Annotated in this window: 18 protein-coding genes and 1 pseudogene; 6 read left to right on the plus strand and 13 right to left on the minus strand. The window is 72.3% G+C overall.

Annotation, left to right across the window (positions count from 1 at the left end):
• Entirely contained in the window at positions 1–1,680 is a 1,680-nt protein-coding gene (locus RBH18_RS20335) for an amylo-alpha-1,6-glucosidase (RefSeq protein WP_306210087.1), read from the plus strand.
• A 133-nt stretch (positions 1,681–1,813) separates the two neighbouring features.
• Here the strand turns inward: RBH18_RS20335 and RBH18_RS20340 are convergent, their stop codons facing one another.
• The 5 genes from RBH18_RS20340 to RBH18_RS20360 form a co-directional block, all read right to left on the minus strand.
• Positions 1,814–3,421 (minus strand): beta-N-acetylhexosaminidase, encoded by a 1,608-nt coding sequence (locus tag RBH18_RS20340; protein ID WP_306210089.1) that lies wholly within the window; start codon positions 3,419–3,421, stop codon positions 1,814–1,816.
• A 4-nt stretch (positions 3,422–3,425) separates the two neighbouring features.
• Positions 3,426–4,235: a carbohydrate ABC transporter permease gene (locus tag RBH18_RS20345; protein WP_306210090.1), complete on the minus strand. Its 810-nt coding sequence runs from the start codon at positions 4,233–4,235 to the stop codon at positions 3,426–3,428.
• Positions 4,232–5,161: a carbohydrate ABC transporter permease gene (locus RBH18_RS20350; RefSeq protein WP_306210092.1), complete on the minus strand. Its 930-nt coding sequence runs from the start codon at positions 5,159–5,161 to the stop codon at positions 4,232–4,234. The genes RBH18_RS20345 and RBH18_RS20350 overlap by 4 nt, the downstream gene beginning before the upstream one ends.
• 11 nt (positions 5,162–5,172) lie before the next feature.
• The gene (locus RBH18_RS20355; protein ID WP_306210094.1) at positions 5,173–6,483 is read right to left on the minus strand and encodes an extracellular solute-binding protein; all 1,311 of its coding nucleotides are present in this window, start codon (positions 6,481–6,483) and stop codon (positions 5,173–5,175) included.
• 70 nt (positions 6,484–6,553) lie between these two features.
• Positions 6,554–7,474 carry a MurR/RpiR family transcriptional regulator gene (locus tag RBH18_RS20360; RefSeq protein WP_372338951.1) on the minus strand — a complete coding sequence of 307 codons (921 nt, stop codon included), beginning with the start codon at positions 7,472–7,474 and terminating at the stop codon, positions 6,554–6,556.
• Between the two features lie 86 nt (positions 7,475–7,560).
• On the opposite strand from RBH18_RS20360, the gene RBH18_RS20365 reads away from it, so the two are divergent.
• On the plus strand, positions 7,561–8,454 hold the full coding sequence (locus RBH18_RS20365) for an N-acetylglucosamine kinase (RefSeq protein WP_306210098.1): 894 nt from the start codon (positions 7,561–7,563) through the stop codon (positions 8,452–8,454).
• Here RBH18_RS20365 and RBH18_RS20370 read toward each other — a convergent pair.
• The 5 genes from RBH18_RS20370 to RBH18_RS20390 all read right to left on the minus strand — a co-directional run bounded on the left by RBH18_RS20370 (position 8,402) and on the right by RBH18_RS20390 (position 19,103).
• Positions 8,402–9,229, minus strand: coding sequence for an alpha/beta fold hydrolase (locus RBH18_RS20370; RefSeq protein ID WP_306210099.1), 828 nt, complete (start codon positions 9,227–9,229; stop codon positions 8,402–8,404). The two genes, RBH18_RS20365 and RBH18_RS20370, sit on opposite strands and share 53 nt — an antisense overlap.
• A gap of 62 nt (positions 9,230–9,291) precedes the next feature.
• Positions 9,292–10,341, minus strand: coding sequence for a Dyp-type peroxidase (locus RBH18_RS20375; RefSeq protein WP_306210101.1), 1,050 nt, complete (start codon positions 10,339–10,341; stop codon positions 9,292–9,294).
• Positions 10,338–11,600 (minus strand): S8 family peptidase, encoded by a 1,263-nt coding sequence (locus tag RBH18_RS20380; RefSeq protein ID WP_306210103.1) that lies wholly within the window; start codon positions 11,598–11,600, stop codon positions 10,338–10,340. The genes RBH18_RS20375 and RBH18_RS20380 overlap by 4 nt, the downstream gene beginning before the upstream one ends.
• A 25-nt stretch (positions 11,601–11,625) precedes the next feature.
• On the minus strand, positions 11,626–12,189 hold the full coding sequence (locus tag RBH18_RS20385) for a suppressor of fused domain protein (protein WP_306210105.1): 564 nt from the start codon (positions 12,187–12,189) through the stop codon (positions 11,626–11,628).
• Positions 12,186–19,103, minus strand: coding sequence for an RHS repeat-associated core domain-containing protein (locus tag RBH18_RS20390; protein WP_306210107.1), 6,918 nt, complete (start codon positions 19,101–19,103; stop codon positions 12,186–12,188). The genes RBH18_RS20385 and RBH18_RS20390 overlap by 4 nt, the downstream gene beginning before the upstream one ends.
• A gap of 224 nt (positions 19,104–19,327) precedes the next feature.
• Here RBH18_RS20390 and RBH18_RS20395 point away from each other — a divergent pair, with 224 nt between their 5' ends.
• Positions 19,328–19,621, plus strand: a complete 294-nt coding sequence (locus RBH18_RS20395; RefSeq protein ID WP_306210110.1) for a hypothetical protein — start codon at positions 19,328–19,330, stop codon at positions 19,619–19,621.
• Between the two features lie 62 nt (positions 19,622–19,683).
• Here RBH18_RS20395 and RBH18_RS20400 read toward each other — a convergent pair whose 3' ends face one another.
• From RBH18_RS20400 to RBH18_RS20410, 3 genes are read right to left on the minus strand one after another with little or no spacing between them, the layout of a single operon-like run.
• The gene (locus RBH18_RS20400; RefSeq protein WP_306210112.1) at positions 19,684–21,147 is read right to left on the minus strand and encodes a serine/threonine-protein kinase; all 1,464 of its coding nucleotides are present in this window, start codon (positions 21,145–21,147) and stop codon (positions 19,684–19,686) included.
• On the minus strand, positions 21,144–22,346 hold the full coding sequence (locus RBH18_RS20405; protein WP_306210113.1) for an MFS transporter: 1,203 nt from the start codon (positions 22,344–22,346) through the stop codon (positions 21,144–21,146). The genes RBH18_RS20400 and RBH18_RS20405 overlap by 4 nt, the downstream gene beginning before the upstream one ends.
• Positions 22,330–22,950, minus strand: coding sequence for a CG0192-related protein (locus RBH18_RS20410; protein ID WP_306210115.1), 621 nt, complete (start codon positions 22,948–22,950; stop codon positions 22,330–22,332). Before RBH18_RS20410 ends, RBH18_RS20405 begins: the two co-directional genes overlap by 17 nt.
• Before the next feature lie 24 nt (positions 22,951–22,974).
• On the opposite strand from RBH18_RS20410, the gene RBH18_RS20415 reads away from it, so the two are divergent.
• The 3 genes and pseudogenes from RBH18_RS20415 to RBH18_RS20425 form a co-directional block, all read left to right on the plus strand.
• A complete protein-coding gene (locus RBH18_RS20415; protein WP_306210117.1) occupies positions 22,975–23,898 on the plus strand; it encodes an AEC family transporter in 924 nt (307 codons plus the stop codon).
• A gap of 56 nt (positions 23,899–23,954) precedes the next feature.
• Positions 23,955–25,010 carry an ABC transporter substrate-binding protein gene (locus tag RBH18_RS20420; RefSeq protein WP_306210119.1) on the plus strand — a complete coding sequence of 352 codons (1,056 nt, stop codon included), beginning with the start codon at positions 23,955–23,957 and terminating at the stop codon, positions 25,008–25,010.
• Positions 25,007–25,329: pseudogene (locus tag RBH18_RS20425) on the plus strand (ABC transporter permease); the annotation flags it as partial. The gene RBH18_RS20420 and the pseudogene RBH18_RS20425, both read left to right, overlap by 4 nt.

Genomic DNA, 25,329 nt, shown 5'->3' on the forward strand with positions numbered 1-25,329 from the left:
ATGACCCCCCTCACGATCGACCTCGCCGGCACCCCCTTCTCCCGGCGCGGCTCCTACTTCGCCGTGTCCCAGCTGACCGGTCCGGATCATCCGGGCGTGCACCTGCGCACGGTCCGGGGCGGTGCCCGCAACCGCGAAATCGTGCGTTTCGACCTCGGCGGGACGCCCGTGGTCTCCGTACACCCGGGTCTGCTCGCCGTCTCGCACGGTGACCGCCGCACGGAGGTCGCACTGACCGGCAGCGGGCGCGCCCTGCTGCGCGTCACCGGCGCGCTGGCCCTCGACTTCCAGGTCCGCGACCAGTACGACGTGGTCGTCGAGGAGAGCCCGGCCGCCTGGCGCTTCGTGGACGCCGGCGCCAACCGCAACTACCGGATCAGCCTCGCGCGCGGCGCGGCCCGGCTCGAGTCGGCGTGGGACGGGGTCCGCAACGTCAGCGCCCGCCTCGTGGTGACCGGCCCGGCCCTGCTGGTCGTCGACGAGTACGGCAGCGCGGCTCCGGCCGGTCCCGCACCCGCCTTCGACGAGGTGGTCGCCGCGGCCGAGGCGGACTTCGACGCGTGGCTCCGGCGGCACGCCCCCGCGCCGGCGAGCCGGGTCGCCGCGTACGTCACGTGGTCGGCGCTGGTGCCGGCGGGCGGGGCCCTGCGCCGCGAGTCGATGCTCATGTCGAAGAACCGGATGACCCACATCTGGAGCTGGGACCACTGCTTCAACGCGATGGCGCTCTGGCGGGACCCGGAGGCCGCCGCCGGCCAGCTGCTCACCCTCTTCGACCACCAGGACGAGTACGGCTGCCTGCCCGACTACGTCGACGACGCCGGCGTGGAGCGCAACTTCGTCAAGCCGCCCGTGCACGGCTGGACCGTCGACTGGCTGATGAGCCGGGACGGCCTGCCGGACGACACGCTCGCGGCGCTCTACGAGCCGCTGTGCCGGTGGACGGCCTGGTGGTTCGAGCACCGCGTTTACGGCGGCGACGGCATCCCGTCGTACAACCACGGCAACGACTCCGGGTGGGACAACGCGACGATCTTCCGGACGGGCGTCCCGGTCCAGAGCCCCGATCTGCTCGCCTTCCTGGCCCTGCAACTGCTGGCCCAGGCCCGGATCGCCGACCGCCTCGGCCGCCCCGGTGACGCCGGGCGCTGGCGGGTGCGCGCCGAGGCGGCCGTACGCACGATGTCGGACCACTTCTGGCGCGACGGCCGCTTCGTCGCCCGGCACACCGTCTCGCAGCGCCCGATCGACAGCGACAGCCTCATCACCCTGATGCCGCTCGTCCTCGGCGACCGGCTCCCCCGGCACCAGTTCGACGCCACGGTGGAGCGCCTGGTCGGCGGCGGCTACCTGACCGCGCACGGCCCGGCGACCGAGCCGCCGCAGAGCCCCGCCTACGTCGCCGACGGCTACTGGCGCGGACCGATCTGGGCGCCGACCACGATGCTGCTCGTCGACGGCATGCAGCGCGGCGGCCGCGGTGACCTCGCGGCCGACATCGCCCGCCGATTCGTGGCCACCTGCGAAGCGTCCGGCATGGCGGAGAACTTCGACGCCACCACGGGCGCCGGCCTCCGCGACCCCAGCATGACCTGGACCGCCTCGGTCTGCCTCGTCCTGGCCGGCGCGGAGCCGGACGCCGCGCACGGCGCCGAGCTGTCGGTCGGCGGCACGCGCTGATCCGGCTCGGTGCTCCGCTCCCGCACCATCGCGGCGAGCGCCCCGCTCGCGGTGACGTCCGGTGCGGCCGGTTTCCGCTGCAGCGGCGCGCCGGAGGGAGACGGCCCGGCCGGTGGGCACGGCGGGCAGCTCGCTAGCGCTGGATGTTCGCCACCAGGCCGGCGATGTGGGCGGCGCGCTGGTCGCGGGTGCCGGGGCGGCCCGGGACGCCGGGGCGGCGCTGCCACGGCCGGGGGCCGTCGTCGCGGCGGTACTCGACGCCGAGCGCGTCGAGGCGGGCGAGGTGGGTTTCCAACCGGCTCCGGAAGTCGTCGAAGTCGCGGTCGGCGGTGCTCCACAACGCTTCCGCGACCGCGCACAGGCGGGGGAAGACGAGATAGTCGATCGTGCGCGGGGAGTCGGCGTGCTCGGTCCAGACGTTGGCCTGGCCGCCGAGGATGTGGCGGGACTCATCGGCGGTCAGCCCCGGCGGGACGGGGTCGAAGGCGTACACGTCGCGCACGGTCAGCGGGATCGCGACGGGGATCGGTTCCTCGGGCGACTCCGACTGGCGGTAGTCGAGGTAGACGAGGTCGTCCGGGCACGCCACCACGTCGTAGCCGCGGCGGGCGGCGGCGACGGCCCCGGCCATGCCGCGCCAGGAGGCGACCGTGGTGCCCGGGGCCAGGTCGCCCTCGAGGATCTCGTCCCAGCCGAAGGCGCGGCGGCCGGCGGCGGTCAGGTGGTCGTCGAGGCGCCGGAGGAACCAGGGTGCCAGGTCGTCCACCGTGGAGAGTCCGAGCCCGGCCAGGCGGTCGGCCAGGAGCGGGTCGGCACGCCACTGGTCCCGGGGGCATTCGTCGCCGCCGACGCCGATCCAGCGCGACGGGAACAGTTCCAGCACCTCGTCGAACACGTTCCCGAAGAAGTCCACCGTGGACTGCGAGATGTCCAAAACGTTGTCGCAGATGCCCCAGCGGGTCCACACCTCCAGCGGCTGCCGGGTCACCCCGAGCTCCGGGTACGCCGCCAGGGCCGCCTGCACGTGTCCCGGCGACTCGATCTCCGGCACCACGGTGATGAACCGCTCGGCGGCGTACGCCACGATCTCCCGTACGTCGTCCTGGGTGTAGAAGCCCCCGTGCGGCCGCCCGTCCCCCGGCGCGTCGCGGGCCGCCCCGACCTGGCTCTCCCGCCGCCACGCGCCCACCTCGGTGAGCCGCGGGTAGCGCTTGATCTCGAGCCGCCAGCCCTGGTCGTCGGTCAGGTGCCAGTGCAGGGTGTTGAGCCGGTGCGCCGCCATGAGGTCGAGGAAGCGCAGCACGTCGTGCTTGGGCAGGAAGTGCCGGGCCACGTCGAGCATCGCGCCACGCCACGGAAATCGGGGCGCGTCGCGCACCTGGACGCACGGCACGCTCCACGCGACGCCGGCCACCCGGGCCCGCCGGTGGATCGCGGGCGGCAGCAACTGCACCAGCGCCTGACAGCCGTAGAAGACCCCGGCCGCGTCCCCGCCGGCGATCGTGACCCCGGCCGGGGTCACGTCGAGCTGGAACGCCTCGGAACCGATTCCAGCGTCTGTTCCCAGAGCGATCGAGCCGTGCCCGGCCACGGGGAGGGTAAGCCCGGTGGCGGGCCGCAGGGCCTGCTGCAGCCACGCCAGCACACCGCCGAGCGACGCGGGAGCCGACACGGTGGTGCCGGCCGTCAGCGCGAAGGAACCGGTTCCGGCAACGAACGAGAGGGGGCGGGGAATCAGCAAGACGTCAGCCCTTCACGGCCCCGGCGGACATGCCGGAGACCAGATTGCGCTGGATGATCAGGAAGAACACGACGACCGGCAGCGAGAAGAGGACGGACGCCGCCATCTGACCGCCGAAATCGGTTCCCGTGTACGGGTTGGTGAACGAAGCGAGCCACACCGGCAAGGTGTAGCGGCTCTGGTCCTGCATGAACGTGTAGGCGAACAGGTAGTCGTTCCACGCCGCGATGAAGGCGAAGATGCTCGTGGCGACGATGCCGGGCGCCACGAGCGGGAAGAGGACGCTGACCAGCGTGCGCCACGTGCTCGCCCCGTCGAGCTGCGCCGCCTCCTCGATCTCGGCGGGGATGGTGACGAAGAAGCCGCGCATCACCCAGATCGAGAAGGGCAGGACGGTGGCCACGTACGCGAGGATCAGGGCCGCGTAGGTGCCCAGCAGGTCGAGCTTGTTGAACATGACGAACATCGGGACCAGCAGCGCCGTCGCCGGCAGCATCTGCACGGCGAGGATAACGACCATGATCGCGCGGCGGCCGGGGAAGCGGAACCGGGACAGCGCGGCGGCGGCGAAGATGCCGAGCACGATCGACGCCACGACGGTCGCGGCGACCACGATGACGCTGTTCACCAGGTTGGTGAGGAACTGCTCCTGCGTGACGGCCTTGACGAAGTTGCCGAGCGTCGGCGCCTGCGGCCAGAAGTGCGGCGTCGGCGTCATCACCTCCGGCCGCGGCTTGAAGGCGGTGTTGACCATCCAGTAGACCGGGAAGATCCACACCAGGCAGAAGACGGCGGCGAGCGCACGGGCCCTCACAGGTCCTCCCCCGATCGGAGCAGGTTGCGGATGTAGACGGCGGTCAGCGCGAGCAGCAGCAGCGTCGTCACGACCGAGATCGCCGCGCCCTGCCCGATCCGGAAGCCGACGAAGGCGGTCTTGTAGGTGAAGACGCCCAGCGTGCTGGTGGCGTCGCCGGGCCCGCCGCGGGAGACCAGCCAGATCTGGTTGAACACGTTGTAGTCCCAGATGATCGACAGGATCGTCACGAGCAGCAGCGTCGGCCGCAGGTGCCGCAGCGTGATCCGGCGGTAGATGGTCAGCTCCGGGGCACCGTCCAACCGCGCCGCCTCGAGGTACTCGTGCGGCACCTGCGCCTCCGCGGCGTTGAGGGTCAGGGCGATGAACGGCACGGCCTGCCACACGATCAGCAGCCAGATGACGACGTACGCCCGGGTGGGGTCCTGGGTCCAGTCGAGGCTGGTCGTGTCGCCGAAGATCCGCAGCCGGTCGAGCCCCCAGTTGACGACGCCGTAGCCGGGCTGGAAGAGCCAGTTCCACACCAGCGACGACGCCACGTTCGGCATGGCCCACGCCACGATGAGCACCACGGTGACCGTGTGCCGCCACGCGCGGCCCAGCCGGGTGAGCAGATGCGAGACGCCCATGCCGAGGACGACGCTGCCGGCCACCATCGCCGCGGTGAACAGCACCGTGCGGACCAGGGAGCCCCAGAAGGCACTGCTCGAGAGCAGCTGGCTGTACTGCGCGACGCCGACACTGGAGTAGGCGCCGGTGAACAGGCTCCGCTGGTTGTAGTCCGTGAAGGACGTGAGGACCAGAAAGCCGATCGGGGCCAGCGTGACGACGGCGAGCACGACACCCGCGGGGCCGAGCAGCCAGAGCGGGGCCAGGTTCCGCCGCCGGCGCTCCGGAGCCACCGGCGGCGCCTCCGACAAGGTCAACGTGGCCACGATCAGCCGGCGAGGGTCGTGTCGAGGTGCGCATCGAACTCCGCGGCGGCCCCGGACGGCGACTTGGCGCCGGAGGCGACGGACGAGAACAGCTGGTTGACGCTCTTGTCGCCCTCCACGGTCGGCCACTGCGCGGCGGCCGGGGTCGCCTTCGAGGTCAGCGCGGCGGTGAAGAAGCCCTTCTGCTGCTCGGACAGGCCGGGCTGCGCCGCCTGGATGCCCTCGGTGCTGTTCGGGATCCAGCCGTCGGTGCCGAAGACGTACTGGTCCTGCACGGCGGGGCTCGCGGCGATCTTCGTCCACTGCAGGGCGAGGTCGTGGGCGTCGCTCTTGGTGGCGATGCCCCAGTCGGAGCCGCCGAGCATCACGGGCTGGTTCTTGCCGGAGAGGCCGGGCAGGGGGAACGTACCGATGTCCTCGGTCCTGATCCGGGGGTTGGCCTTCTGGATCAGGCCGATCGAGCCGGCCGTGGCCAGGATCGCGGAGGTCTTGCCGTCGGCGAACAGCTGCGTCTGGTCGGGCGACAGCGTGTCCAGGGTCCGCGAGGCCGCGGTGGAGTACGCGTTCTGGAACGTCTTGAAGTCAGCCAGGCCTTTCTGCGCCTCGGGACTCGAGAAGCCGCCCTTCCACGAGGCGCCGTCCTTGCCGGCGATGTCCCCGCCGGCGTCCCAGACGAACTGCAGTCCGGCGTACCAGTACTGGCCCGGCAGATAGAACGGCGCGAAGTCGGCGGCCGGGTTGGCGCCCTTCACCTTGTCCAGGGCGGCGGTCAGCTCCGCGTACGTGCCGGGGGCCCGGGTGACACCGGCGGCCGCCCACGTCTTCTTGTTGTAGATGACCGCCCGGGCGCCCGCGAAGCCCGGCACCGCGTAGAGCGCACCGTCCACGGTCGCCGGCTCGGCCAGCCCCGCCAGCCAGGTGCGGCCCTGGCGGAGATCCGCCTGGTAGGCGGTCAGGTCGAGGAGCCCGCCGTTGGCCGCGTACCCGGGCACCTGGGTGTTGCCGAGGTCGAGCACGTCCGGCGTCCCGCTGGTCGACAGCGCCGTACTGATCTTGGTGGTGATGCCCTCCCACTGCTGGATCTGCAGGTCGACCCGGGCGCCGGTCGCCTGGGTGAACCTGTCGTTGATCGCCTTGAGGGTCGGCTCGGTGTAGTCGCCGTCCATGACCCAGACGGTCAGGGTCTTGCCCTCCCCGCGGGTCGCCGGGACGGTGGCGGGCGCGCCGCTGCCGGTGGCATCGGTGCCACCACTGCTGCAGGCGGTCAGGGTCAGTAGGGCGGCGGCGGTCAGGACAACGGCGGCACGGCGCATGGGGACTCCTGGAAATGGGCAGGGTGGTGCGCCCGGGGACTCGGCGAGCCCACGGTCCACAGGGGAGGATCTAGGTCTTGCTCCGGCCCCGGTTGCGGGTCGGGTTCTTCTCGGGGAGCCGGTGGGCGTCGACCGCGCGGACCGTGAGTTCCAGGGCCTCGGCCGTACGCTCGTAGGTGCGCTGGGCCACGGCGACATAGATCATGTCGAGGACCAGCAGCTGGGAGTGGAGGGCGGAGAGGGCGGCCAGCCGGAAGGTGGTCTCCTGCACCGCGGTCGTGAAGACGACGTCGGCGATCTCGGCCAGCGGCGAGCGGCTGTAACTGGTGACGGCCACGGTGAGCGCCCCGTGATCGGCCGCCTCGGCGAGGGTCTCGATCACCTCCCGCGTACGCCCGGAGTGCGACAGCCCGATCGCCACGTCGCCGGGCAGCAGCAGGGCCGCGTTGGTGAGCGCGGTGTGGCTGTCGGTCCGGTGCCAGACGGGCACCCGGATGCGCTCGAGCCGGAAGGCCATCTCGCGCGCCGAGGTGCCGCTGCTGCCCAGGCCGAAGAGCTCGACCCGCTTCGCCCCGGCGATCGCGGCGGCGACCCGGTCCACGGCGGCCACGTCGAGCGCGGCGGCGGTGTCGTGGATCGCGCGCGTGTCGGCGTTGGTGACCACGCCCAGCACCTCGGTCAGCGGGTCGCCCGGGGCGATGTCGCCGCTGATGTCGGTCTCCCAGCGCGCCTGCACGGCCCGGCCGGTCTCGGTGGCCACGGCGACGCGCAGGTTGGCGTAGCCGCGGAAGCCGAGCGTGCGGCTGAACCGGGTCACGGTCGCCGTCGACGTCCCGGAGCGCTCGGCGAGGTCGACGATGCTGGCGTTGGCGGCCGCCTCCGGATCGGCGAGAATCGTCTCGGCGATCCGGGCCAGGGCCTCGGCCATGCCCGGCCCCTCGATGCGCAGCCGCCCGAGCAGCCCGCCGCTCTCACCCGTCACGTCGGTCATCCTTTTCATCAATGTCCGTTGCCGATGAAAATTACGACCAACGCGTGAACTAGTCAACAACAACTTTCTATGCTTCGATCGGCCGCATGGCCTTGGTGGTGGGAGTCGACGCCGGTGGCACCGCGTCCCGGGCCGTGCTCGCCACCACCGGCGGGGCGATCGTCGGCCGTGGACACGCCGGCCCCGGCAACCCGCTCACGGCCGGGCCCGGGCCCGCCGCCGCAGCGGTCGCGGCGGCCGTGCGCGCCGCCCTGCGAGGCCACGACCCCGCAGCGGTATGCGCGGCGACGCTCGGCATCGCCGGCCCTGAGGCCCCCTTCGCGCCGGCCCTGGCCGCCCTCGGCATCACCGCCCCGGTCACGGTCGTCGGCGACGTGGTTACCGCCTTCGCCGCGGGCAGCTCCGCAGCGTCGGGGACAGTGCTGATCGCGGGTACGGGCGCCATCGCCGCCGCCATCCGCGACCACACCGTGGTGCGGACGTCCGACGGGCTGGGCTGGCTCCTCGGCGACGAGGGCTCCGGCCGCTGGCTCGGCCTGCAGGCGGTCCGCACCGCCGTCCGCGCCTGGGACACGCCCTTCGCCGCGCAGGTGGCCACGCACGCGGGCGTGGCGACCGCCGACGCCATGGTCTACTGGGCGCAGGCCCTGCCCTGGGAGAGGATCGGCGCCCTCGCTCCCCTGGTCTGCGCCGCCGCCCGCGCCGGCGACCCGCACGCCACGTCCCTCGTCGTCAGGGCGAGCGCGCATCTGCTCGCCACTCTCGACGACGCGCACGCCAGTGGCCCGGTCGTGCTGGGCGGCGGCCTCCTCACCGGCGACACCCCGGTGCGCGACGGCGTGGTCCGGGCCCTGCACGGGCGCGGCTGCCATCCCCGCACCGCCCGCGACCCCGCCGCCGGTGCCGCCTGGCTGGCCGCGCGCCCGCTCAGCGACCGGTCACCGAGGGCCCTGCACGACGCCCTTTCAGGTACGTCCTGATCGCCGCGACGGTCTCCTCGGGCGCGCTGAGGTTCGGGCAGTGCCCGGTCGCGTTCATGATGACCAGCGTGCTCTCCGCCAGCTGCTCGTGCACGTAGCGCCCGACCGCCACCGGCGCGATCACGTCGTCGGTGCACTGCAGGACCAGCGCCGGGGTGCGCACCTTGGGCAGGTCGGCCCGGTTGTCGGACAGGAACGTCACGTGCGCGAACCTCTTGGCGATCTCCGGGTCGGTGGCGCAGAAGCTGTTGACCAGCTCCAGGGCCAGCTCGGGATGCTGCGGGTTGGCCATGATGATCGGGGCGATGACGCTCGACCAGCCCAGATAGTTGCTGTCCAGCGACACCATCATTTCGTCGATGTCAAGCCGGCTGAACCCGCCGATGTAGTCACCGTCGTCGATGTAGGACGGCGAGGGGCCGACCAGGATCAGGTCGGCGAAGCGCTCGGGCTCGCGGATGGCGGCGAGGATGCCGATCATCGCGCTGACCGAGTGGCCGACGAACACGACGTCGTTCAGGTCGAGCTCGTGGATGATCTCGAGCACGTCGGAGGCGTACCCGTCGAGTTGCGCGTAGCGCACGCTGTCGTAGGCGCTCAGGTCCGAGCGGCCCACCCCGACATGGTCGAAGAGCACGAGCCGGTGCGTGTCCGCGAAGGCGGGCGCCACGAACCGCCACATGTGCTGATCGCACCCGTAGCCGTGGGCGAACATCATCGGCTGCCCCTCCGGCAGACCACTGACCTGCAACGCGTGCCGCTCGGCGATCGACATGAGACGGACCCTAGGCCCGCCGGCCCCGCGGCATCGCACACCCTGTCCGGGGCGAGCGGGCCTCAAGCCCGGGTGACGAGGGTCCGGCCGCGGAAGTCGGACGGGTCGCCGGAGGGATCGGGCAGGGTGAAGTAGTACCCGCCGCCGAAGGTCAGCGTGTAACGCTCCAGCGCCTCGCCGGCCAACCGCCGCTGCACCGTCACGAAGCCCTTCTCGAGGTCGCGCTGGAAGCAGGTGAAGATCTGGCCCTCGCCCGCGTCCGGATGCCGGTAGGACCAGCTGCGGCGCAGGATGCGATGGGCCTCGCTCTCCCGGGTGTGCGGGTTGGCTCGGCGGATGTGCGCGTCGAGGGCGGTCAGGCGCCCCTCCGGGTCGGTGGCGTAGCCCGCGTCCGGCGCACCGAGCGGCGCGTCCGTCTCCTTGCGGCGTCCGAAGACCCGTTCCTGCTCGGCGACCGTCTCGCCGTCCCAGATCGCCGTTGCCAGCTGGATCAGCCGCACCACCTGGTAGCTGCCACCGACGCACCAAGCGGGCTCGTCGTCGCCGCGGCGGACCGGCAGCAGCGAGTCGATGAGAGGCGCGTCGGTCACGTCGGGATTGCCGGTGCCCTCGCGGAAGCCGAAGAGATTGCGCACCGAGCCGTCCGGCGCGGGCGGGTGGAAGCCGGGCATCCGCCAGCGCTCGCGCAGGCCGGTCGATACCACCGGGCCGGGGCCGGAGGTCTGGACGAGCACGTCGCCGTGACACCACCGCTCGTCGAGGACGTCGGCGGGGAAGGCCGGCATGGCGGTGAGCAGCCGGGGCCGGGCCAGCCCGGGATGCCGGTCGAAGAGCGACGCGCCGACGGACACGATCGCCGGGGCATCATCGAGCCGCTCGTGCACGTCCCGCAGCACCACCGCCGGGTCGGCGTCCGCGTCGAGGTCGTAGGCCACCAGAAGCGTGGTCGCCCGCGCGGCTGCGGTGACCGCGCGCACCTTGGCGACAGGCGGCCCGGCGCCCGGGGCGACCGGCGACGGAGCGCTGTCCGGGCGAGCCGGGGTGCAGGCAACGGCGCCGGCGACCCCGGCCGCGCCGAGCCCGGCGAGCAGCGCCCGCCGCCGGACCGTCATCGCCGCTGGGCTCCTTCGACCGGCGCCTCCATCGTGGGCGAGACGTAGAGCAGCTTGTTCGGCGACCGGTTCAGGTTGTCGGCCCGCAGGAGCCCGGTCGTGGCGATGCCGGTGAGCGTCGCCGCGACCTGTGCCGGGGTGGCCTGCGGTTGCAGGGCGAGCAGCAGCGCGGCGGCCCCGGCCACGTGTGGTGCGGCCATGGAGGTTCCGGTCATCAGCTTGGTGGCCCGGTCGGTCTTGTTGTTCGCCGACAGGATGTTCTGCCCGGGAGCGAACAGGTCGAGGCAGGTGCCGTAGTTGGAGCCGTAGATCGCGCTCCCCCAGTTGGTGCCGCGCTCGTAGACGGAGTTGCTGGCGCCGACCGTGATGGCCGCGGGCACGTCCGCCGGGCTGTAGTTGCAGGCGTCCGAGTTGTCGTTGCCCGCCGAGATCGTGTAGGTGACGCCGGACGCGATCGATGCCGACACCGCCGCGTCCAGGGTCGCCGACTTCCCGCCGCCCAGGCTCATGTTGGCGACCGCCGGCTTCACCGCGTTCTGCGTCACCCAGTCGACGCCGGCGATGATCTGGCTGGTCACCCCGACCGCCGAGCAGTCGAAGACGCGGACCGCCACCAGGGTCGCCCGGCTCGCCAGGCCCGTCGTGGCGCCACCGATGGTCCCGGCCACGTGGGTGCCGTGCCCGTCGGCGTCGCAGTCCTGGCCGTTCCAGCCGTCGCCGATCGCGTCGAAGCCCACCGAGGCCCGGCCGCCGAACTCCACGTGGCTGGTGCGGATGCCCGTGTCCAGGACGTACGCGTGCACGCCCGTCCCGGCCGAGTCGGGGAAGCTGTAGATGTCGTCCAGCACGGTGGAGCGTTGGTCCACCATGTCGAGGTTCCACAACGGGTAGTAGCGCGCGTCGTCGAGACGCATCACGGTGTCCGCCTCGACCCGGGCTACGCGGGGATCCGCGGCCAGCCGGGCAGCCTCGTCGGCGCTACCGGAGAGCACGAAGCCCCGCAGCGCGGAGCCGCGGTAGGTGTACGTGACCCGTCCGCCGTACCGGTCGGTGAGGGCATCGGCGCTCGGCGGCGCCGTCAGCCCCGCGACCGGCGTCAGGGTGACGATGTAGCGCCCGGGCACGACGGTGGCCCCGGCCGGCACGGTGACCGGCCCCCGAGCGGGCGCCGCGTGTGCCGTCCCGGCCCCGGCGACCAGCGTCGCCGCGGTGGCCAGGACGGCCGCGGCGACCCGCCCGTACGTCCTGTTCTCTCGCATGGATCCTCCCCCGTGAGGCCGGCGCTCAGCCGGCGTCGTGGAACGTGGAGACGCGACGCGGATCCCACATGGGCACGTCCTTCTCCTCCATCCGGTCCCACAGCGCATCGGTGCCGTGGGCGCGGAAGTAGTCGAGTTCGTCGGTGAACAGCGGCACCGCCGTCAGCACCCGCACGTGCAGACCGTCGACCTCGATCTGCGGCACGATCGGGTCACCGCTCAGCAGCACGAAGAAGCCGGTGAAGTCGTAACCGGGGATCACCGGCTCGCCGTAGCGCCACGTGTTGCCGTGCACCAGAGGCACGCCGGTGAACTGGGGCATCAGCCCCAGCCACGCCAGGGACTGCGCGACCTCGTCGACCTCGGGCAGCAGGCCTAGGTAGAACTCCAGCCGGTATTCGTCCTTGTAGTCCGGTTGCAGCAGATCGCTGATGCCGGCGGTCAAGTAGAGCGTTACCTCACCGGTGGCCGGCGAAGGCGCGTACTTGAGCACCGAGACCGGCAGGCCGTTCTGCTCGAAGCGCATCTCGGCTTCCGGCTCACCCAGGAGATCGGCGTACGCCGCCCGCACGCGCTGTGATGTCGTCATTGTTTCGGTGCTCCTCCGAACGGCCACGGTTTCCCGGCCGGCCACGCCGGCGGCCAGTATTCTCCCGGACCGGTACCGATCGGCCGATCCTGCTTGGCCGAGTTGCACGGCCCGCAGGCGCCGGTGGTGTTCGTCGGATCGTTGACCCGCCCGGAGCGGGTGTCCCGGGTGTTCACGTGACCGCCCCGCGCCCAGTCGTACTTCTGCGGGTTGTTGACGTGCTCGTAGTCGGTCGATTTGCTCGCACCGCAGTACGGGCACATGGGCGACCGCTTGAGCGCGTCATCACGCACGCTCCTCGTGGGCCGCTTGTAATGCCTGCGCGCGTACGGCGGGGTGAGGCTGATCGGCTTGGTGCCCATCGGGTCGATCAGGGCGGTCGGCCGGTTGGCCGCGTACTCGTGCAGGTTGACCCCGCCGTCCGGGCCGAGCGGGTCCTCGCTCGCGAAGCGTTGCAGAGCCGGGCTGTAGTAGCGCTGCCGGTAGAAGTACAGCCCGGTGGCGTCGTCCTCGCGCCCGGTGAACCGGAGGGCGTTGCCCCCGTCGTCCCCGGTGACCGTCGTGGTCCCGAACGGCTGGTACGCGTAGGACGCCCCGGCCCCGGCGGCGTCCACCAGGCCGATCACGCTGCCGATCGCGTCGGTCTGATAGCGCTTCACGGTGCCGTTGACGTCCCGGGTCAGGTAGCCGTCGAGGCCCGCGCTGAGCGTCGTGGCGGTCACCGTGCCGTTCACCATCTCCTGCACGGGGTTCTGACCGTCGTACAGGAAGGTGGTGGTCTTGCCGTTGACCGTGCGGGTCAGGCGCCGGCCGTCGGTCGCGTAGCCGAAGGTGGCGGTCAGGCCGTCGCGCGAGAGCCCGGACAGCTGGTCCCGGTCGTTCCATGTGTACGTCGTCGTGCCGTCCGACTCGAGGTTGCCGTTCTTGTCATAGCTGACGTCGGCGGCGCCGAGCGTGTCGAGCCGGTTCGCGGCGTCGTACGTCGCGGGTCCGAACGCGTCCGGCAGCTGCTGCCGCGAGTACGTACCGGTGGTCAGGACCGGCAGGCCCGAGCCGTCGTACTGGTAACCGAGGTCGCCGAGCGTGGTGGTGTTCACCTTGTACGTGATCGACTTGACCTCGCCGGCGTCGGTCCACCCGTACGTCTGGCTGACCCCGGTAGTGGCCGGGGTGCCGACCCGTTCCGGGCGGCCCACCACGTCCCGGCTGACCGTCGTGACCGCTGTGCCGCCCTGCTGTACCTCCTGCAGGTCGCCGTTCGCGTCGTACACGTGCCGGATCGCGGGCTTCCCCGGAAGCGTCATCGTGCGGTCGCGGACCGTGGGACTGTACGCGTACGACACCGTGCCGCCGGCGGTCGTCTCCTTGGTGACCCGGTTGAGACCGTCGTAGTCGACGCTGCTCGGGCCGGCCACCGGGTCGGCGACCGAGCGCAGCCGATCGCCGAGGTCGTAGGTGAAGGCGATGGTGGCGGACCCGGTCGTGCTCGTGACGGTGCGGTCGAGCTCGTCGTACGTCTCCGTGGTGGTGACGCCGGTACGGGTGGTCCGCGTACGCGGGTTGCCGTTCTCGTCGTAGGCGAACGTCTCCTTCTCGCCCAGGGCGTCCTGCTCCCACTCGACGCGGTCCATGGTGTCGTAGCTGGTGATCGTCCGGCCGCCGCGCGGGTCCTCGACCGACTTCCGGTTGCCGTTCTCGTCGTACGCGATCCGGGTGGTCAGGCCGAGCGGGTCGGTGGTCGTGAGGACCTGGCCCGCCGCGTCGTACGTCGTATCGGTGCGCGCACCCCGCGCGTCGGTCTCGGTCACCGGACGGCCGATCGCGTCGAACCCGGTCGTCGTCACCCGGCCGGTCTCGTCGGTGGTCCGCACCGGGTCGGCGCCCTGGTAGTCGGTGCGGAAGACCTTGTTCGCCGGGTCGGTCATCGTCGTGATCAGACCGCTGCCGTCCACGCCGACCAGCGTCTTGCGCTTCATGGCGTCGGTGACCGACTTGAGCGCCCCGCGCGTGTCCGGCTCGTAGATCGTCTCCTTGCCGTACGAGTCGGTGAACTTGGTCAGCTCGGAGTGCGGCCCGGCGAAGTCGAACTTCTCGGTCCGCGCGTCGGCCGTCCCGGCGAGCACGGTGGTCTGGGTGACCTGTCCCTTGGCGTTGTAGATCCACGTCGTCCTGCGGCCCAGGGCATCCGTCGTCGCGGCCTTGCGTACCCCGGACGCGTCGTAGTCGTAGTGGAACGTCTGCGCCTTGTCCGTCCCGTACGCCTTGGTGTCGTCCACCATGAAACCGTTGGCGTTGAAGGTGATGCGGCGCACGTGGCCGCGCGGATCGGTCACCCGGGTCTCGGTCACCGCGGTCCCGGACAACGTGTAGTCGAACGCCGTGACGGTGTCGTCGGCTGCCTTCTGCGTCTTGACCCGGCCGGCCGCGTCGTACTCCATGCGCAGGTAGGTGATGCGGCGCGGGTCGGTGATCGTGGCCATCCGGCCCTGGGCGTCGTACGTGTAGGTGGTGATCCCGCCCCTGGCGTCCTTGACCTCGACCAGGTGCCCGGTGGCGTCGTACTTGTAGGCGACCTTGCGGCCGATGTTGTCCTCGACGGCGCTCACCCGGGGCGGGTTCGTGGAGCTGTAGGTCAGCTTGATCCACCGGCCGTTCGGCGAGGTGATCTGGGTGACCGGGCCGTTCGGCCGCAGGATGCCGTCGGTGCCGGGCGGCGCGGTGGCCCGGCTGATCGTCGTGATGTTGCCGTACTTGTCCCGGATCGACTGCAGCGGCGCCTCGTTGCCGAGCACCAGGACCGTGCCGTCGACCAGGGAGACGTCCCAGCCGTCCCCGTTCCACTTGACGGTCGCGCCGTCGTAGATCGTCGGCGTCGGGTCGGCGAGGTACTCCGCCCCGACGAAGTCCGTGCCCGGCGACGTGCGGTGGAAGTGCACCTTGGCGCCGTCCGGCTGGACCAGGTCGAACTGCTGGAAGTCGAAGCTGCCGATGACGCCCGGCGTCCACGGGAACAGCCCGTAGTTGAAGTTGGTGCCCACACCGAACGGCCGCATGTCGGTGTCGCCCTGCTGATAGGTGCGGCTGATGCTGATCGGCATGACGTCGTCCACGACCAGATCCGTGGTGGTGTCCACGAAGAGGCCGGTGGCCGGGTCGACCGGGTCGTTGATGTGCGTGCCCGGCTTGGGGGCCCACAGCGCCGGGTTGAGCCCGGGCACCGCGGTCATCGCACCGGTCAGCCGGTAGAACCGGACGCCGGGGTCGGGCACGATCTGCTTGCCGTCCTTCGACACCCGGCCGAGCCCGTAGATGTGCCAGCCCTTGCCGTCCGGGTCGTAGTTCCAGAACTGGGTCCGGGTGCCGGGCGGCTCGTGCGTGTAGTTCGGGTAGACGATCGTCGCGCCCTGCGGGAACAGCACCCCGCCGCCGGGCTGGACGGTGAAGTAGACCGGCACCTTCGTGGGCGGCAGCGGGAACGGCGGCCGGTCGATCGGGATGGCGGTCAGGCTCAGCTCGGTGGCGACCTTGCCGTCGGCGTCGCGGATCGTGGTGCCGGCCGGGATGCGCACCTCGAGGCCCGGGATTGCCCTGGTGGTCAGGACCGTCTCCCGCACGGTCGGACTGGGCACCGTCACGGTGTTCGCCTTGTCCAGCTCGGGCAGGAAGACGGTGTAGGGCAGGATCAGCATCGCGTCGCGGGTGATGTCCACGCCGATGTCGAACACGCCGTACTCGTGGCCGCCGTGCGCGGCGGACCGGCCGTCGACCCGCAGCGAGACGTGCCCGGCGGGCAGCCCGGTCAGCGCGAAGCGGCCCTGCGCATCGGTGGTGGCCTTGCGCCCCGCCGCCGTCACGCTCACGTGGGCCAGCGGCTTGTCGGCGGTGTCCAGCACCTTGCCGACCACGCCCGTGACACCGACCGGGAACTGCAGCGCCCGCTCGCGTACGGGCACCGGCTGACCGTGGGTCGTCCAGTCCTGGCCGTCCAGGTTCTTGGCGTCGGGTTTCCACCCGGAGTCCGCGCAGCCGGCGGGACGCTGCGGCGCGGCCGGGGCCACCCGCTCCCCGGGCGCCCGCTCTCCGGCGCCGAACGACACAGTCCCGGCCGGGCCGATTCGCACCTCGGCCGGTGTCGCGCACGCCGGCGGCTCCGCGGTGCGCGGGGCAGCGAGCTTGCGCTGCGCCTTGTCCGCGGCGAGCGGCGTACTGTGCCGCTTGATCTGCGCGGTGATGGTGCCGGTGGAGCCGAGGCTGGGGTCGAAGACCATGGTGTACGCGCCGGCGGCCAGCGAGGGCAGCTGTGTGCGCACGTAATACAGCCAGGAGTGCCGCAGCACGACCGTGCCGGCGGAGTTGTAGATGGTGATGTAGGCGCCGAGCTCCGCCGAGCCGAGCTGCACGTCCAGCACGTCGCCGGCGACCGCGGTGAACGAAATTTTCCCGTTCTGCCCGGGCCGGGTGAACGTCATCGGCAGCGCGGCCCCGTCGGTCACCGCGGTGCCGCCGTCGACCTCGTTGGACAGGAAGAGCTGCAGGTCGCCGTACAGCTCGGGCTGCGAGGCGTTGGTCAGCTCGAACCGGTAGGTGCCGGCCACCGGCAACGGCGGCAGATCCTGGCCGACCGGCATGTGCACGACGCCGAAGAAGTCGAGCTGCGTGTTGTCCGGCTTGTAGACCTTGAGGTTCCACCAGAGCAGCTTCTCGCTGAGCCCGGCGAGCGTCAGCCGCTGCCCCGCCGTGCCGGTGAAGGTGCCGACGATGCGACGGCCGGGCAGCGTCACGGACACCGCGGTGGCCGGCGCGTTCGGGGTGAGCGCTCCGGTGTCGATCGGCTCGACCGCCGCCACGGACAGGGTGCCGGTGCCGGCCGTCTCCGGGTCGACCTTGATCCGGTACTTGCCGGTGGACGGCAGGGCGGCGTAGTCGATCGTGCGGCCGCTGCTGATGCGGATGCCGTCGGGCCGGTAGAGCTGCAGGTTCACCTCGCCCATCAGCCTGCGGTCCAGCGTGCTGAGATACAGGGGCTTGCCGGCGGTGCCGTTGTAGTCCAGCCAGATGTCGCGCCCCGGCCGGTCGACGGTGAGTGCCTTCTTGGTGTTGACCGGGATGGCACCGGCCTCCGTGGGCGTGGAGAGCCAGACCTTCAGGCTGCCGACCGCCTGCCAGCCGGTGATGAAGAGGTTGTGGGTGCCGGCCTTGCGGACGGCGGGCATGTCCCGCGTCTCCGCCCAGCCGGTGTCCAGCAGCACCTGGACGTCGTCCGGCTCCCCGATGATGCCCGAGGGGTACGCGGGCCGGTCGCTGACGGCCAGCGTGTTGTCGGTGTAGCCGAGCTGCAGCGTCTGGCCGACCGTGCCGGCGTAGGGCAACCGGACCGACTGGCCCGGGCGCTGGATGGTGACCGGCACGGCGGCGCCGTTCGCCGTCATCGTCGCGCCGGTGATGACCGAGGACAACCAGATCCGGCCGAAACCCAGCTCGGTCGCGCCGAAGCCGACGTTCACCTTGAAGGTGCCGGTCTGCTTGGCGTGGTAGACCATGGTCGGCGTGTACTGGCTGAGGCGCGCCTGCCAGGTGAAGACCGAGTTGTCGGGGGCGGTCAGCTTGACCACGTAGGTGTTGCCGGGCTGGTCGATGTCGGTGAGACCGAAGCTGATCCAGTCGCCCGTGGTCGCCGTGAACGAGTACTGCTTGGTCTGCCCGGCGGCGGTGATCTGGAACGGGACGCCGGAGCCGTCCTTGGTGAGCGTGCCGCCGGAGAGGGTGCTGGTCGCGGTCACCTTGACGGCACCGGCCGCGTCGTCGTTCGGGTCGATGACGATGGCGTAGGTGCCGGTGGTGACGAACGGGGGCAGGTCCTGCACCAGCGTGCCACCCGCGAAGACGTTGAGCGGGTCGCCGTTGTTCTTGGCGAAGTCGCCGCCGTACGGGGTGTAGAGCCGCAGCGCCGAGCGGACCGGGATGGTGTTGCCCTCGAACCTCAGGCTCGCCTGTTCCCCGCTGACCCCGTCGATGAGCAGCAGCGCCGACTTGCCCGCGGCGATCGTCGCCGTCACCGTCGGCTTGCCCACGCCCACCCGGCCGGCGTAGGCCAGGTTGCCGATCGCATAGCCCGGCGGCGCGACCAGGAAGTCGCCGGCGCTGGTCGCCGTGCCCGCCGGGGTGCGCACCGAGACCTTGCCGGAGCCCGCGGTGACCGGCACCCGGACGACCAAGCTGGTCGGCGTGGCGGACTGCACCTGCGCGACGGTCCGCTGGAAGGTCACCACGTTGCGGGCCGGGTCGGTGTCGAAGCCGGTGCCGGTGATGGTGACGAGGTCGTTGCGGTTGCCCCGGTCCGCCGACAGCGCGGTGACGGTGGGCGGCGGGGCCGCCGCCTCGATCCGGAAGTTGCGGGGGCTGCGCGCACTCTTGGCACCGACGGTCACCTGCACCGCACCGTCACTGACCCCGGCCGGCACGGTGACGGTCAGCCGGGTCGCGGTCGCCGCGGTGACAGTGGCGGCGATGCCGTCGACGGTCACGGTATTGCCGGCCGGCGTCGTCGCGAAGCCGGTGCCGCTGATCTCGACCTTGGTGCCGGCCGGCCCGCGCGCCGGGACGACAGCGAAGACGCCGACGTCACCGGTGGCGATCCGGTCGACGGACAGCACGTTGCCCGCGTCGTCGTAGCGGTAGGTCGCCGCACCGGTCGCCTTGTCCACCACACCGGCGAGCTGGCCGCTCGCGTCGTAGAAGTTCTCCCGCGGGCCGGCGGGCGCGGGAGCGGCGGCCCGCGCCGGCAGCTCCGCCGGGGGCACGGTCCCGGCGGCGGGTGCCGCGGCGGCCGGGCCGGTGAGCAGCGTGGCCAGCACGACCGGAACGGTCGGTGCGACCAGGGAAAAGCGCATGCGGATGCGCCACGACACAGCCATTGGGTCCCCCGTGAACCAAGCGACGGCGATCGACAGTCCCCGATGGATGGACGACCCCCGAGGACGAGCGGGACGACCGTAACCGCTGGACAGCGGAGCGCGATACCCCGACATACCGGCCATATCACCACGATGGCCGAATGAGCTGCGGAAACTGTCCAGAAACTTCAAGACAGTGACCTTCGTCGACGTGTGCTATCGATGATCTGCTATATGCTGCCGCCGTGTCCGCACTCACCCGACCTCTGGCCGGCCTCACGCTCGCCGCCCTGACGGCATTCGCCCTGACCGCCTGCTCGGAGGAAGGTCCCACCCGCGAGGCCGTCGCCGGCAAGATCCGCACCGACCCCCGGATGGCGGACACCCCCGCCGTGGTCGTCGACTGCCTCACCGACTGGTACATGGACTCGGCCACCCCGGACCAGCGGCGCGCCTTCGTCGCCAACGAGCCCGGCGACCCCGTGGCGGCCACCCCGCCGGACGACACCATGCTGGCCTGTCTCAAGCTCGCCGGCTGACCGCGCGGCCGGCGCCCGGCGCGTCCCGCCGGGCCTCAGGGCCCGGCGCGTCCCGCCGGGCCTCAGCTGCTGGTGGCCGCGGGGACGCCGGCGGTGCAGGTGACGGTCATGGTGAGGCGGGTGTTGCCGTGCTTGAAGGACACCTCCGGCGCCGGGCCTGCCGCCTTGTCGCCCTCGACCACCTTGTACGGCTTGGCGGCCGTCCACGACAGGATCTGCGCCGTCTCGCCGGACGGGCAGGTGGCCCGCACCGAGCCGGCCTCCGACGACAAGGTCCGCGGCGCCGGCGGTGCCTCGGGAGCCGTCGTCGGCGGCGCCTCGGGAACGGTGGCCCGCGGCGCCTGCGAAACGGTGCTCGGCGGCGCCTGCGGAACGGTGGTCGCCGGCTTGCGCGTGGTGGTGTGTGCCGGGGCAGGCTCGCGCCGGCCGGACGGCGGCTGCGACGCACGGGCCGGCGAGGGCACCGCGAGGGACGGCGGCACGACGATCGATCCGGGTGATGTGGCCGCCGCAGGCCCCTCGTCCGGGCGCAGGAACCACGTCGTCGCCGCGGCGACCCCGGCGAGAGCGAGGGCGGCGGCGACGGAGACCGCTACGCGCCCGCGCCGCGAGGCGGCACGCGCAGGCGCCGGCGGCGCGAAGACGGCGGCGGGCACGGGGGCGGGCGGCTCGTCGGTCGCCACCTGCAGGCCGGCGCCGTGGGCGAGCAGCGCCGCGGCCTCCCGGGCGCTCGGGCGGTCCGCCGGGTCCTTGGCCAGGCACCGGTTGCACAGGTCCGTCACGAGCTGCGGCACCTGGTAGATCGGCAGCAGCGGCGCCGGCTCCAGGTAGACGTGCGCGGTGAGCATCTGCGTCGTCGTCTCGGTGGTCCACGGCGAGTGGCCGGCGAGGAGGCGGTAGAGCAGGACGCCCAGCGCGTACACGTCGGAGGCCGGCTCGACCGCGTCGTGCAGCAGCCGCTCGGGCGCCAGGTACGCGGGCGTGCCGAGCACCTCGAAGTCCACGGCTCCGGGCCCCGGCGGGCGGACCGCGGCGGCGATGCCGAAGTCGACCACCTTGGCGCCGGTCCCGGCGAGCATCACGTTGGCCGGCTTGATGTCACGGTGCGCCAGGCCCTCGGCGTGCGCGGCGGCGAGGGCGGCCGCCACCTCCGCGCAGACCTGCATGGCGAAGCGGGGCAGCACCGGGCCCTCGGTCAGCCGCTGGTGCAGGGTCCGGCCCCGGATCAGCTCCATGACGACGAAGGGCACGGTCAGACCGTCGATGACCGTCTCGCCGTAGTCGTACACCTGGGCGATGTGGGGGTGGGAGAGCGCCGCCGCGGTGCGGGCCTCCTGGCGCACGCGCAGCCGCGACTCCGGGTCGCCGGCGTAGTGACCGGCCAGGATCTTCACGGCGACGGACCGGCCGAGCACGTCGTCGCGGGCCTCCCAGACGACGGCCATGCCTCCGGCGCCCACCTGCGAGACGAGCCGGTAGCGGCCGCCGAGCAGGGTGCCCGGCCCCAGGATTCCATCGCCGTTCATCGTTGGGAGTCTGCCAGAAGTGGCCTCCTGGGCACGTAGCGGTAGAGGACCGCGGCCGCCAGCACGCCGACCAGGCCGGAGACCACGATGCCGCCGGCGAGGCCCGCGAGCCCGGTCACCGCGGACAGGATCACCGGGCCGAGCGAGGCGCCCCCGTCGGACAGCTCGCGCCAGACGCCGAGGAAGGTGGGCCGGCCGATCAGGGGCGCACTGTCCGCGCCCAGGGTGTTGTTGATGCCCGAGCCGAACCCGTTGCCCACACCGATCACCACGGCGACCACCCCGAGGGTCACCGCCGAGTGGGTCAGGGGCAGGACCAGGAAGCCCAGACCCATGACCAGCGTGCACGGGACCGCGATAGCCCGCCGGCCCCAGCGGTCCATCACCAGCCCGGAGGGATAGAAGACCAGCGCCTCGACGACCCCGGAGACGCCGAAGAGCAGCGACGCCGTGCCGGGATCGAGGTGCAGGTGCTCGGCCCAGAGCGGCACCACCACCTGCCGGGTCTGCCGGATCGCGGAGAGCAGCGCCACCCCGGCCCCCAGCGTGGCCAGCGTGCGCCAATGGTCGCGGACGATCGCCACGGTCGAGACCGGGCTCGGGGCGGCGTCGCCCGCGGCGAGGTCGGGCAGGGCGTACACGATGGCGCCGGAGCCGACGATGGCGGCCAGGGCCAGCACGTACGCACCGGGCAGGCCACCGAGCGCGATCGCGCCCGCCCCGGCGAACGCGCCCGCGAAGGCACCGATCCGCACCACGCCGCCGAGCGTGGACATCGCCCGCGCCCGCCTGCCGAACGGCACGATCTCGGTCAGGTACGACTGGCGGGCCAGCTGGAAGACCGCGCCGGACATGCCCAGCACCAGCACCCCCGCGGCGAAGGGCCACAGCCCCGCGTCGAGCAGGCACAGCCCGAGCCCGGCGACGGTGAGCCCGGTGGCGCCGACCATCACCCGGCGCTCGCCGAAGCGGGACGTGAGCACGCCCGCCGGGATGTTCGCCACGATCGAGCCGATGCCCATGAGCGCCACGACCAGCCCGGCGACGGCGACGGAGGCCCCGCGCTGCACGGCGCTGAGCGCGACCACCGGCGCGACGGCGCCCGAGGAGATCCCGTAGAGCAGGGAGGGTCCGTACGCCGGGACCGCGACGTCGCGAAGCCGGAAGCCGGTGCTGTCGGTCTTATCGGAGGCGGGCAAGGACGACCGGCACCTCCTGCCCGGACCAGCAGGCGGTGAGCACCCCGGCGTCGGCCGGGTCGACGGCCGTCGTGGGCACCCGGTTGACACTGATCGTCACCGTGTCGGTGGTGATGACGGTCGGCTCGCCGGCCCGGACCCCGGTCACCGTGGTCGGGGCGGCCACGTCCGCGCCGCTGCCGGTCAGTTTCGTGTCGCCCTCCCGGGGCACCCGCTTGCCGTCGATCTCGAACTCCTCGGCGGCCTCGTGCCCCGCCTCGCGGATGACCGCAGCGAGCTGGGCGACATAGACCGGGTCGCCGGTGGCGTCGTAGACCCACCGCGTGCCCAGCACCGAGTGCTCGGTGGTGCCGACCAGCCACGCGCCGGCGCCTTCGAGCGGCGCGCCCCGGTAGGTGAGTGGGATATGCCACACCAGCCCGTCGCCGGCGCCGACGAGCATGATCTCGATGCCGACCTCGCCGGCCGGGTCGTCGAGGCGGGCCGCCGCGACCCGCTCGGGCGCCGGGGTCGCGGGGCCGTCGTACCAGGGCTGGGCCGGCAACCAGGCGGCCAGCAGCTCGAGCTTCGTGGGAGTGATCTGAGCCTTGTGCAGGAGGGCCATGCCCGGAAGATTAGTGTGCTGGAGATGATCTCGGCGTTCTCCGGCTTCGCGCTCATCGGCGGGATCGTGCTCGTCGGGTGGATGCTGCGCCGCTGGGGGCGGCTGCCCGAGCACGCCGAGGCGGTGCTGGGCCGGGTCAGCTATCTCGCCCTCGCGCCGTGCCTGCTCTTCCAGGGCGTGGCGGCGGCCGACCTCGGGCTGCTCTTCAGCGAGCCGCTGCTGGTGTCGACCGCGGCGGCCCTGCTCTGCTTCGCGATCTTCGCCGTGGCGTTCCGGCGGCTGGAGCGGCCGGCGCGGGTGCTGGGCGCGATGGCGGGCGGCTACACCAACGCGGGCAACATCGGCATCCCGGTGGCCACCTATGTCCTCGGCGACGCCACGCTCGTCGTGCCCATCATCGTGCTGCAGACGCTGTTCCTCATGCCGCTGGCGATCATCCTGCTGGAGATCGGGCTCACCGGCCGGGCCGAGTGGCGGGCGGTGCTCACGGCGCCGTTGCGCAACCCGATGACCATCGGGGTGCTGCTGGGGCTGGTGGCCAATCTCACGGGGACGGGGCTGCCGGGCGTACTCGGCGACCTGGTCTCCACCATCGGCGCCGCCGCCGTGCCCGTGGTGCTGATCGCCTTCGGCATGTCGCTGTCCGGGGGCCGGGTGCTCGGCGCCGGCCCGGACCGCCGCCCGGCCCTCGCCTCGGTCATCCTGAAGGTCGCCGCCATGCCGGCCCTGGCCTTCCTGCTCGGCACCGCGCTGGGCCTGACCCACGACCAGGTCTACGCCGTGACGGTGCTCGCCGCCCTCCCGGCGGCCCAGAACGTCTTCCTCCTCGCCCAGCGCTCGGGCGCCGCCCTGATCCTGGTCCGCGACGCCGTCTTCGCCTCGACGGTCGCCTGCGTCCCGGTCCTGCTGCTGATCTCCGCGCTCTTCACGAGTGTGTCGAGCCCTTAAACTATAGTTGACCTATAGGAGATGGGGGTTGAGTCTGTCAGCACGGAGGTATTGACGTGACTCTCTTCCTGGACCGCAGAGCATTCCTGTCCGCCACGGCCGGCGCGGTCGCGCTGGGCCTCGCCGGGTGCGGCGACGACGGGCCCGCCACCACCCTCGCCGCGACCGCGGCCCTGCCCGAGCGGGTGCCCGGCGGCACCAAGCTGGTCGTCGGCGACAAGGAGCACCAGAAGGCGCTCGAGTTCTCCGGCGAGGCGGACAAGTTCGGCTTCGAGGTGGAGTGGGCCAACATCAGCGGCGGCCCGCAGACCCTCGAGGCCTTCCGGGCCAAGGCCGTGGACCTCGGGTCCGTCGCCGACATCCCGCCCATCCACTCGCACTGGACCGGCATCCCCACGAAGATCGTGGCGGCCAAGTTCCGCAAGGACCCGCTCAACCACGCCATCTACCGGTTCGGCATCGCCCCCGGCGTGGCCGTGCGGGAGCTCCGCGACTTCCGCGGCAAGAAGATCGCCTACAGCCCCGGCCAGGCGCAGGGGGCGCTGGTCCTGCGCGCGCTGCACAAGGCCGGGCTCACCAAGCAGGACGTGCAGCTCGTCGAGCTGTCCAGCACCAACGACGTCTACGTCACCGCGCTGGCGAGCAGGCAGGTCGAGGTGGCGCCCATCGGCGGGGTGCAGATCAAACGCTACGAGACCAAGTACGCCCGGGACGGCGCCACCACGATCGCGCACGGCCTGCGCGACGACCCCGGCCACCTGTACGCCCCGGAGACCGTGCTGCTGGACGCGGGCAAGGCCGCGGCGATCCGGCAGTACGTGCAGGCGTGGGCCCGGGCCTGGCGCTGGCGCGAGGCGAACCCGGACGAGTGGATCGAGCGCTACTACGTCAAGGACCAGGGCCTGACCGCCGGCGACGGCCGGTGGATCGTGGACAACGCCGGGGTCGCGGACATCCCGGCCGACTGGACCGAGGCGATCGGCCGCCACCAGGAGACCATCGACCTGCTCGCCCGGGAGACCGGCAACAAGCCCCTCACGGCAGGGGACCTGTACGACCGCCGCTACGAGCGCATCGCCGCCGACGCCCTCGCCGCGGCGGGTGTGTCGTGAGCGTCCTGACGCCGCCCCGGCGCAGCCTGGGCCCGGGCCGCCCGATCCCGCTGGGCGCCGCCCTGGGCCCGCTGCTGCTGCTCGCGATCTGGGCCGTGGCCTCGGCACTGGGCTGGCTCGACCCGCGCACCCTGTCCGCGCCGTGGACCGTGGTCACCACCACGGGCGAGCTGATCGCGGACGGCCGGCTGCAGGACAACCTGGCCATCTCGGCGCAGCGCGCCGGCCTCGGGCTGCTCGCCGGCGTCGCCATCGGCACGGCCCTCGCGCTGATCTCGGGGCTGAGCCGCTGGGGCGAGGCGATCCTCGACGGCCCGAT

The organism is Actinoplanes oryzae (assembly GCF_030757795.1).
Taxonomy (GTDB): Bacteria; Actinomycetota; Actinomycetes; order Mycobacteriales; family Micromonosporaceae; genus Actinoplanes.

What these genes read in the sequence shown, in the direction of transcription:
- RBH18_RS20360 (WP_372338951.1), bottom strand. Translation starts at nt 7,474, where the DNA reads ATGACCGACGTGACGGGTGAGAGCGGCGGGCTGCTCGGGCGGCTGCGC.
- RBH18_RS20415 (WP_306210117.1), top strand. Translation starts at nt 22,975, where the DNA reads ATGATCTCGGCGTTCTCCGGCTTCGCGCTCATCGGCGGGATCGTGCTC.
- RBH18_RS20370 (WP_306210099.1), bottom strand. Translation starts at nt 9,229, where the DNA reads ATGTCGATCGCCGAGCGGCACGCGTTGCAGGTCAGTGGTCTGCCGGAG.
- RBH18_RS20385 (WP_306210105.1), bottom strand. Translation starts at nt 12,189, where the DNA reads ATGACGACATCACAGCGCGTGCGGGCGGCGTACGCCGATCTCCTGGGT.
- RBH18_RS20375 (WP_306210101.1), bottom strand. Translation starts at nt 10,341, where the DNA reads ATGACGGTCCGGCGGCGGGCGCTGCTCGCCGGGCTCGGCGCGGCCGGG.
- RBH18_RS20335 (WP_306210087.1), top strand. Translation starts at nt 1, where the DNA reads ATGACCCCCCTCACGATCGACCTCGCCGGCACCCCCTTCTCCCGGCGC.
- RBH18_RS20400 (WP_306210112.1), bottom strand. Translation starts at nt 21,147, where the DNA reads ATGAACGGCGATGGAATCCTGGGGCCGGGCACCCTGCTCGGCGGCCGC.
- RBH18_RS20410 (WP_306210115.1), bottom strand. Translation starts at nt 22,950, where the DNA reads ATGGCCCTCCTGCACAAGGCTCAGATCACTCCCACGAAGCTCGAGCTG.
- RBH18_RS20355 (WP_306210094.1), bottom strand. Translation starts at nt 6,483, where the DNA reads ATGCGCCGTGCCGCCGTTGTCCTGACCGCCGCCGCCCTACTGACCCTG.
- RBH18_RS20380 (WP_306210103.1), bottom strand. Translation starts at nt 11,600, where the DNA reads ATGCGAGAGAACAGGACGTACGGGCGGGTCGCCGCGGCCGTCCTGGCC.
- RBH18_RS20390 (WP_306210107.1), bottom strand. Translation starts at nt 19,103, where the DNA reads ATGGCTGTGTCGTGGCGCATCCGCATGCGCTTTTCCCTGGTCGCACCG.
- RBH18_RS20365 (WP_306210098.1), top strand. Translation starts at nt 7,561, where the DNA reads ATGGCCTTGGTGGTGGGAGTCGACGCCGGTGGCACCGCGTCCCGGGCC.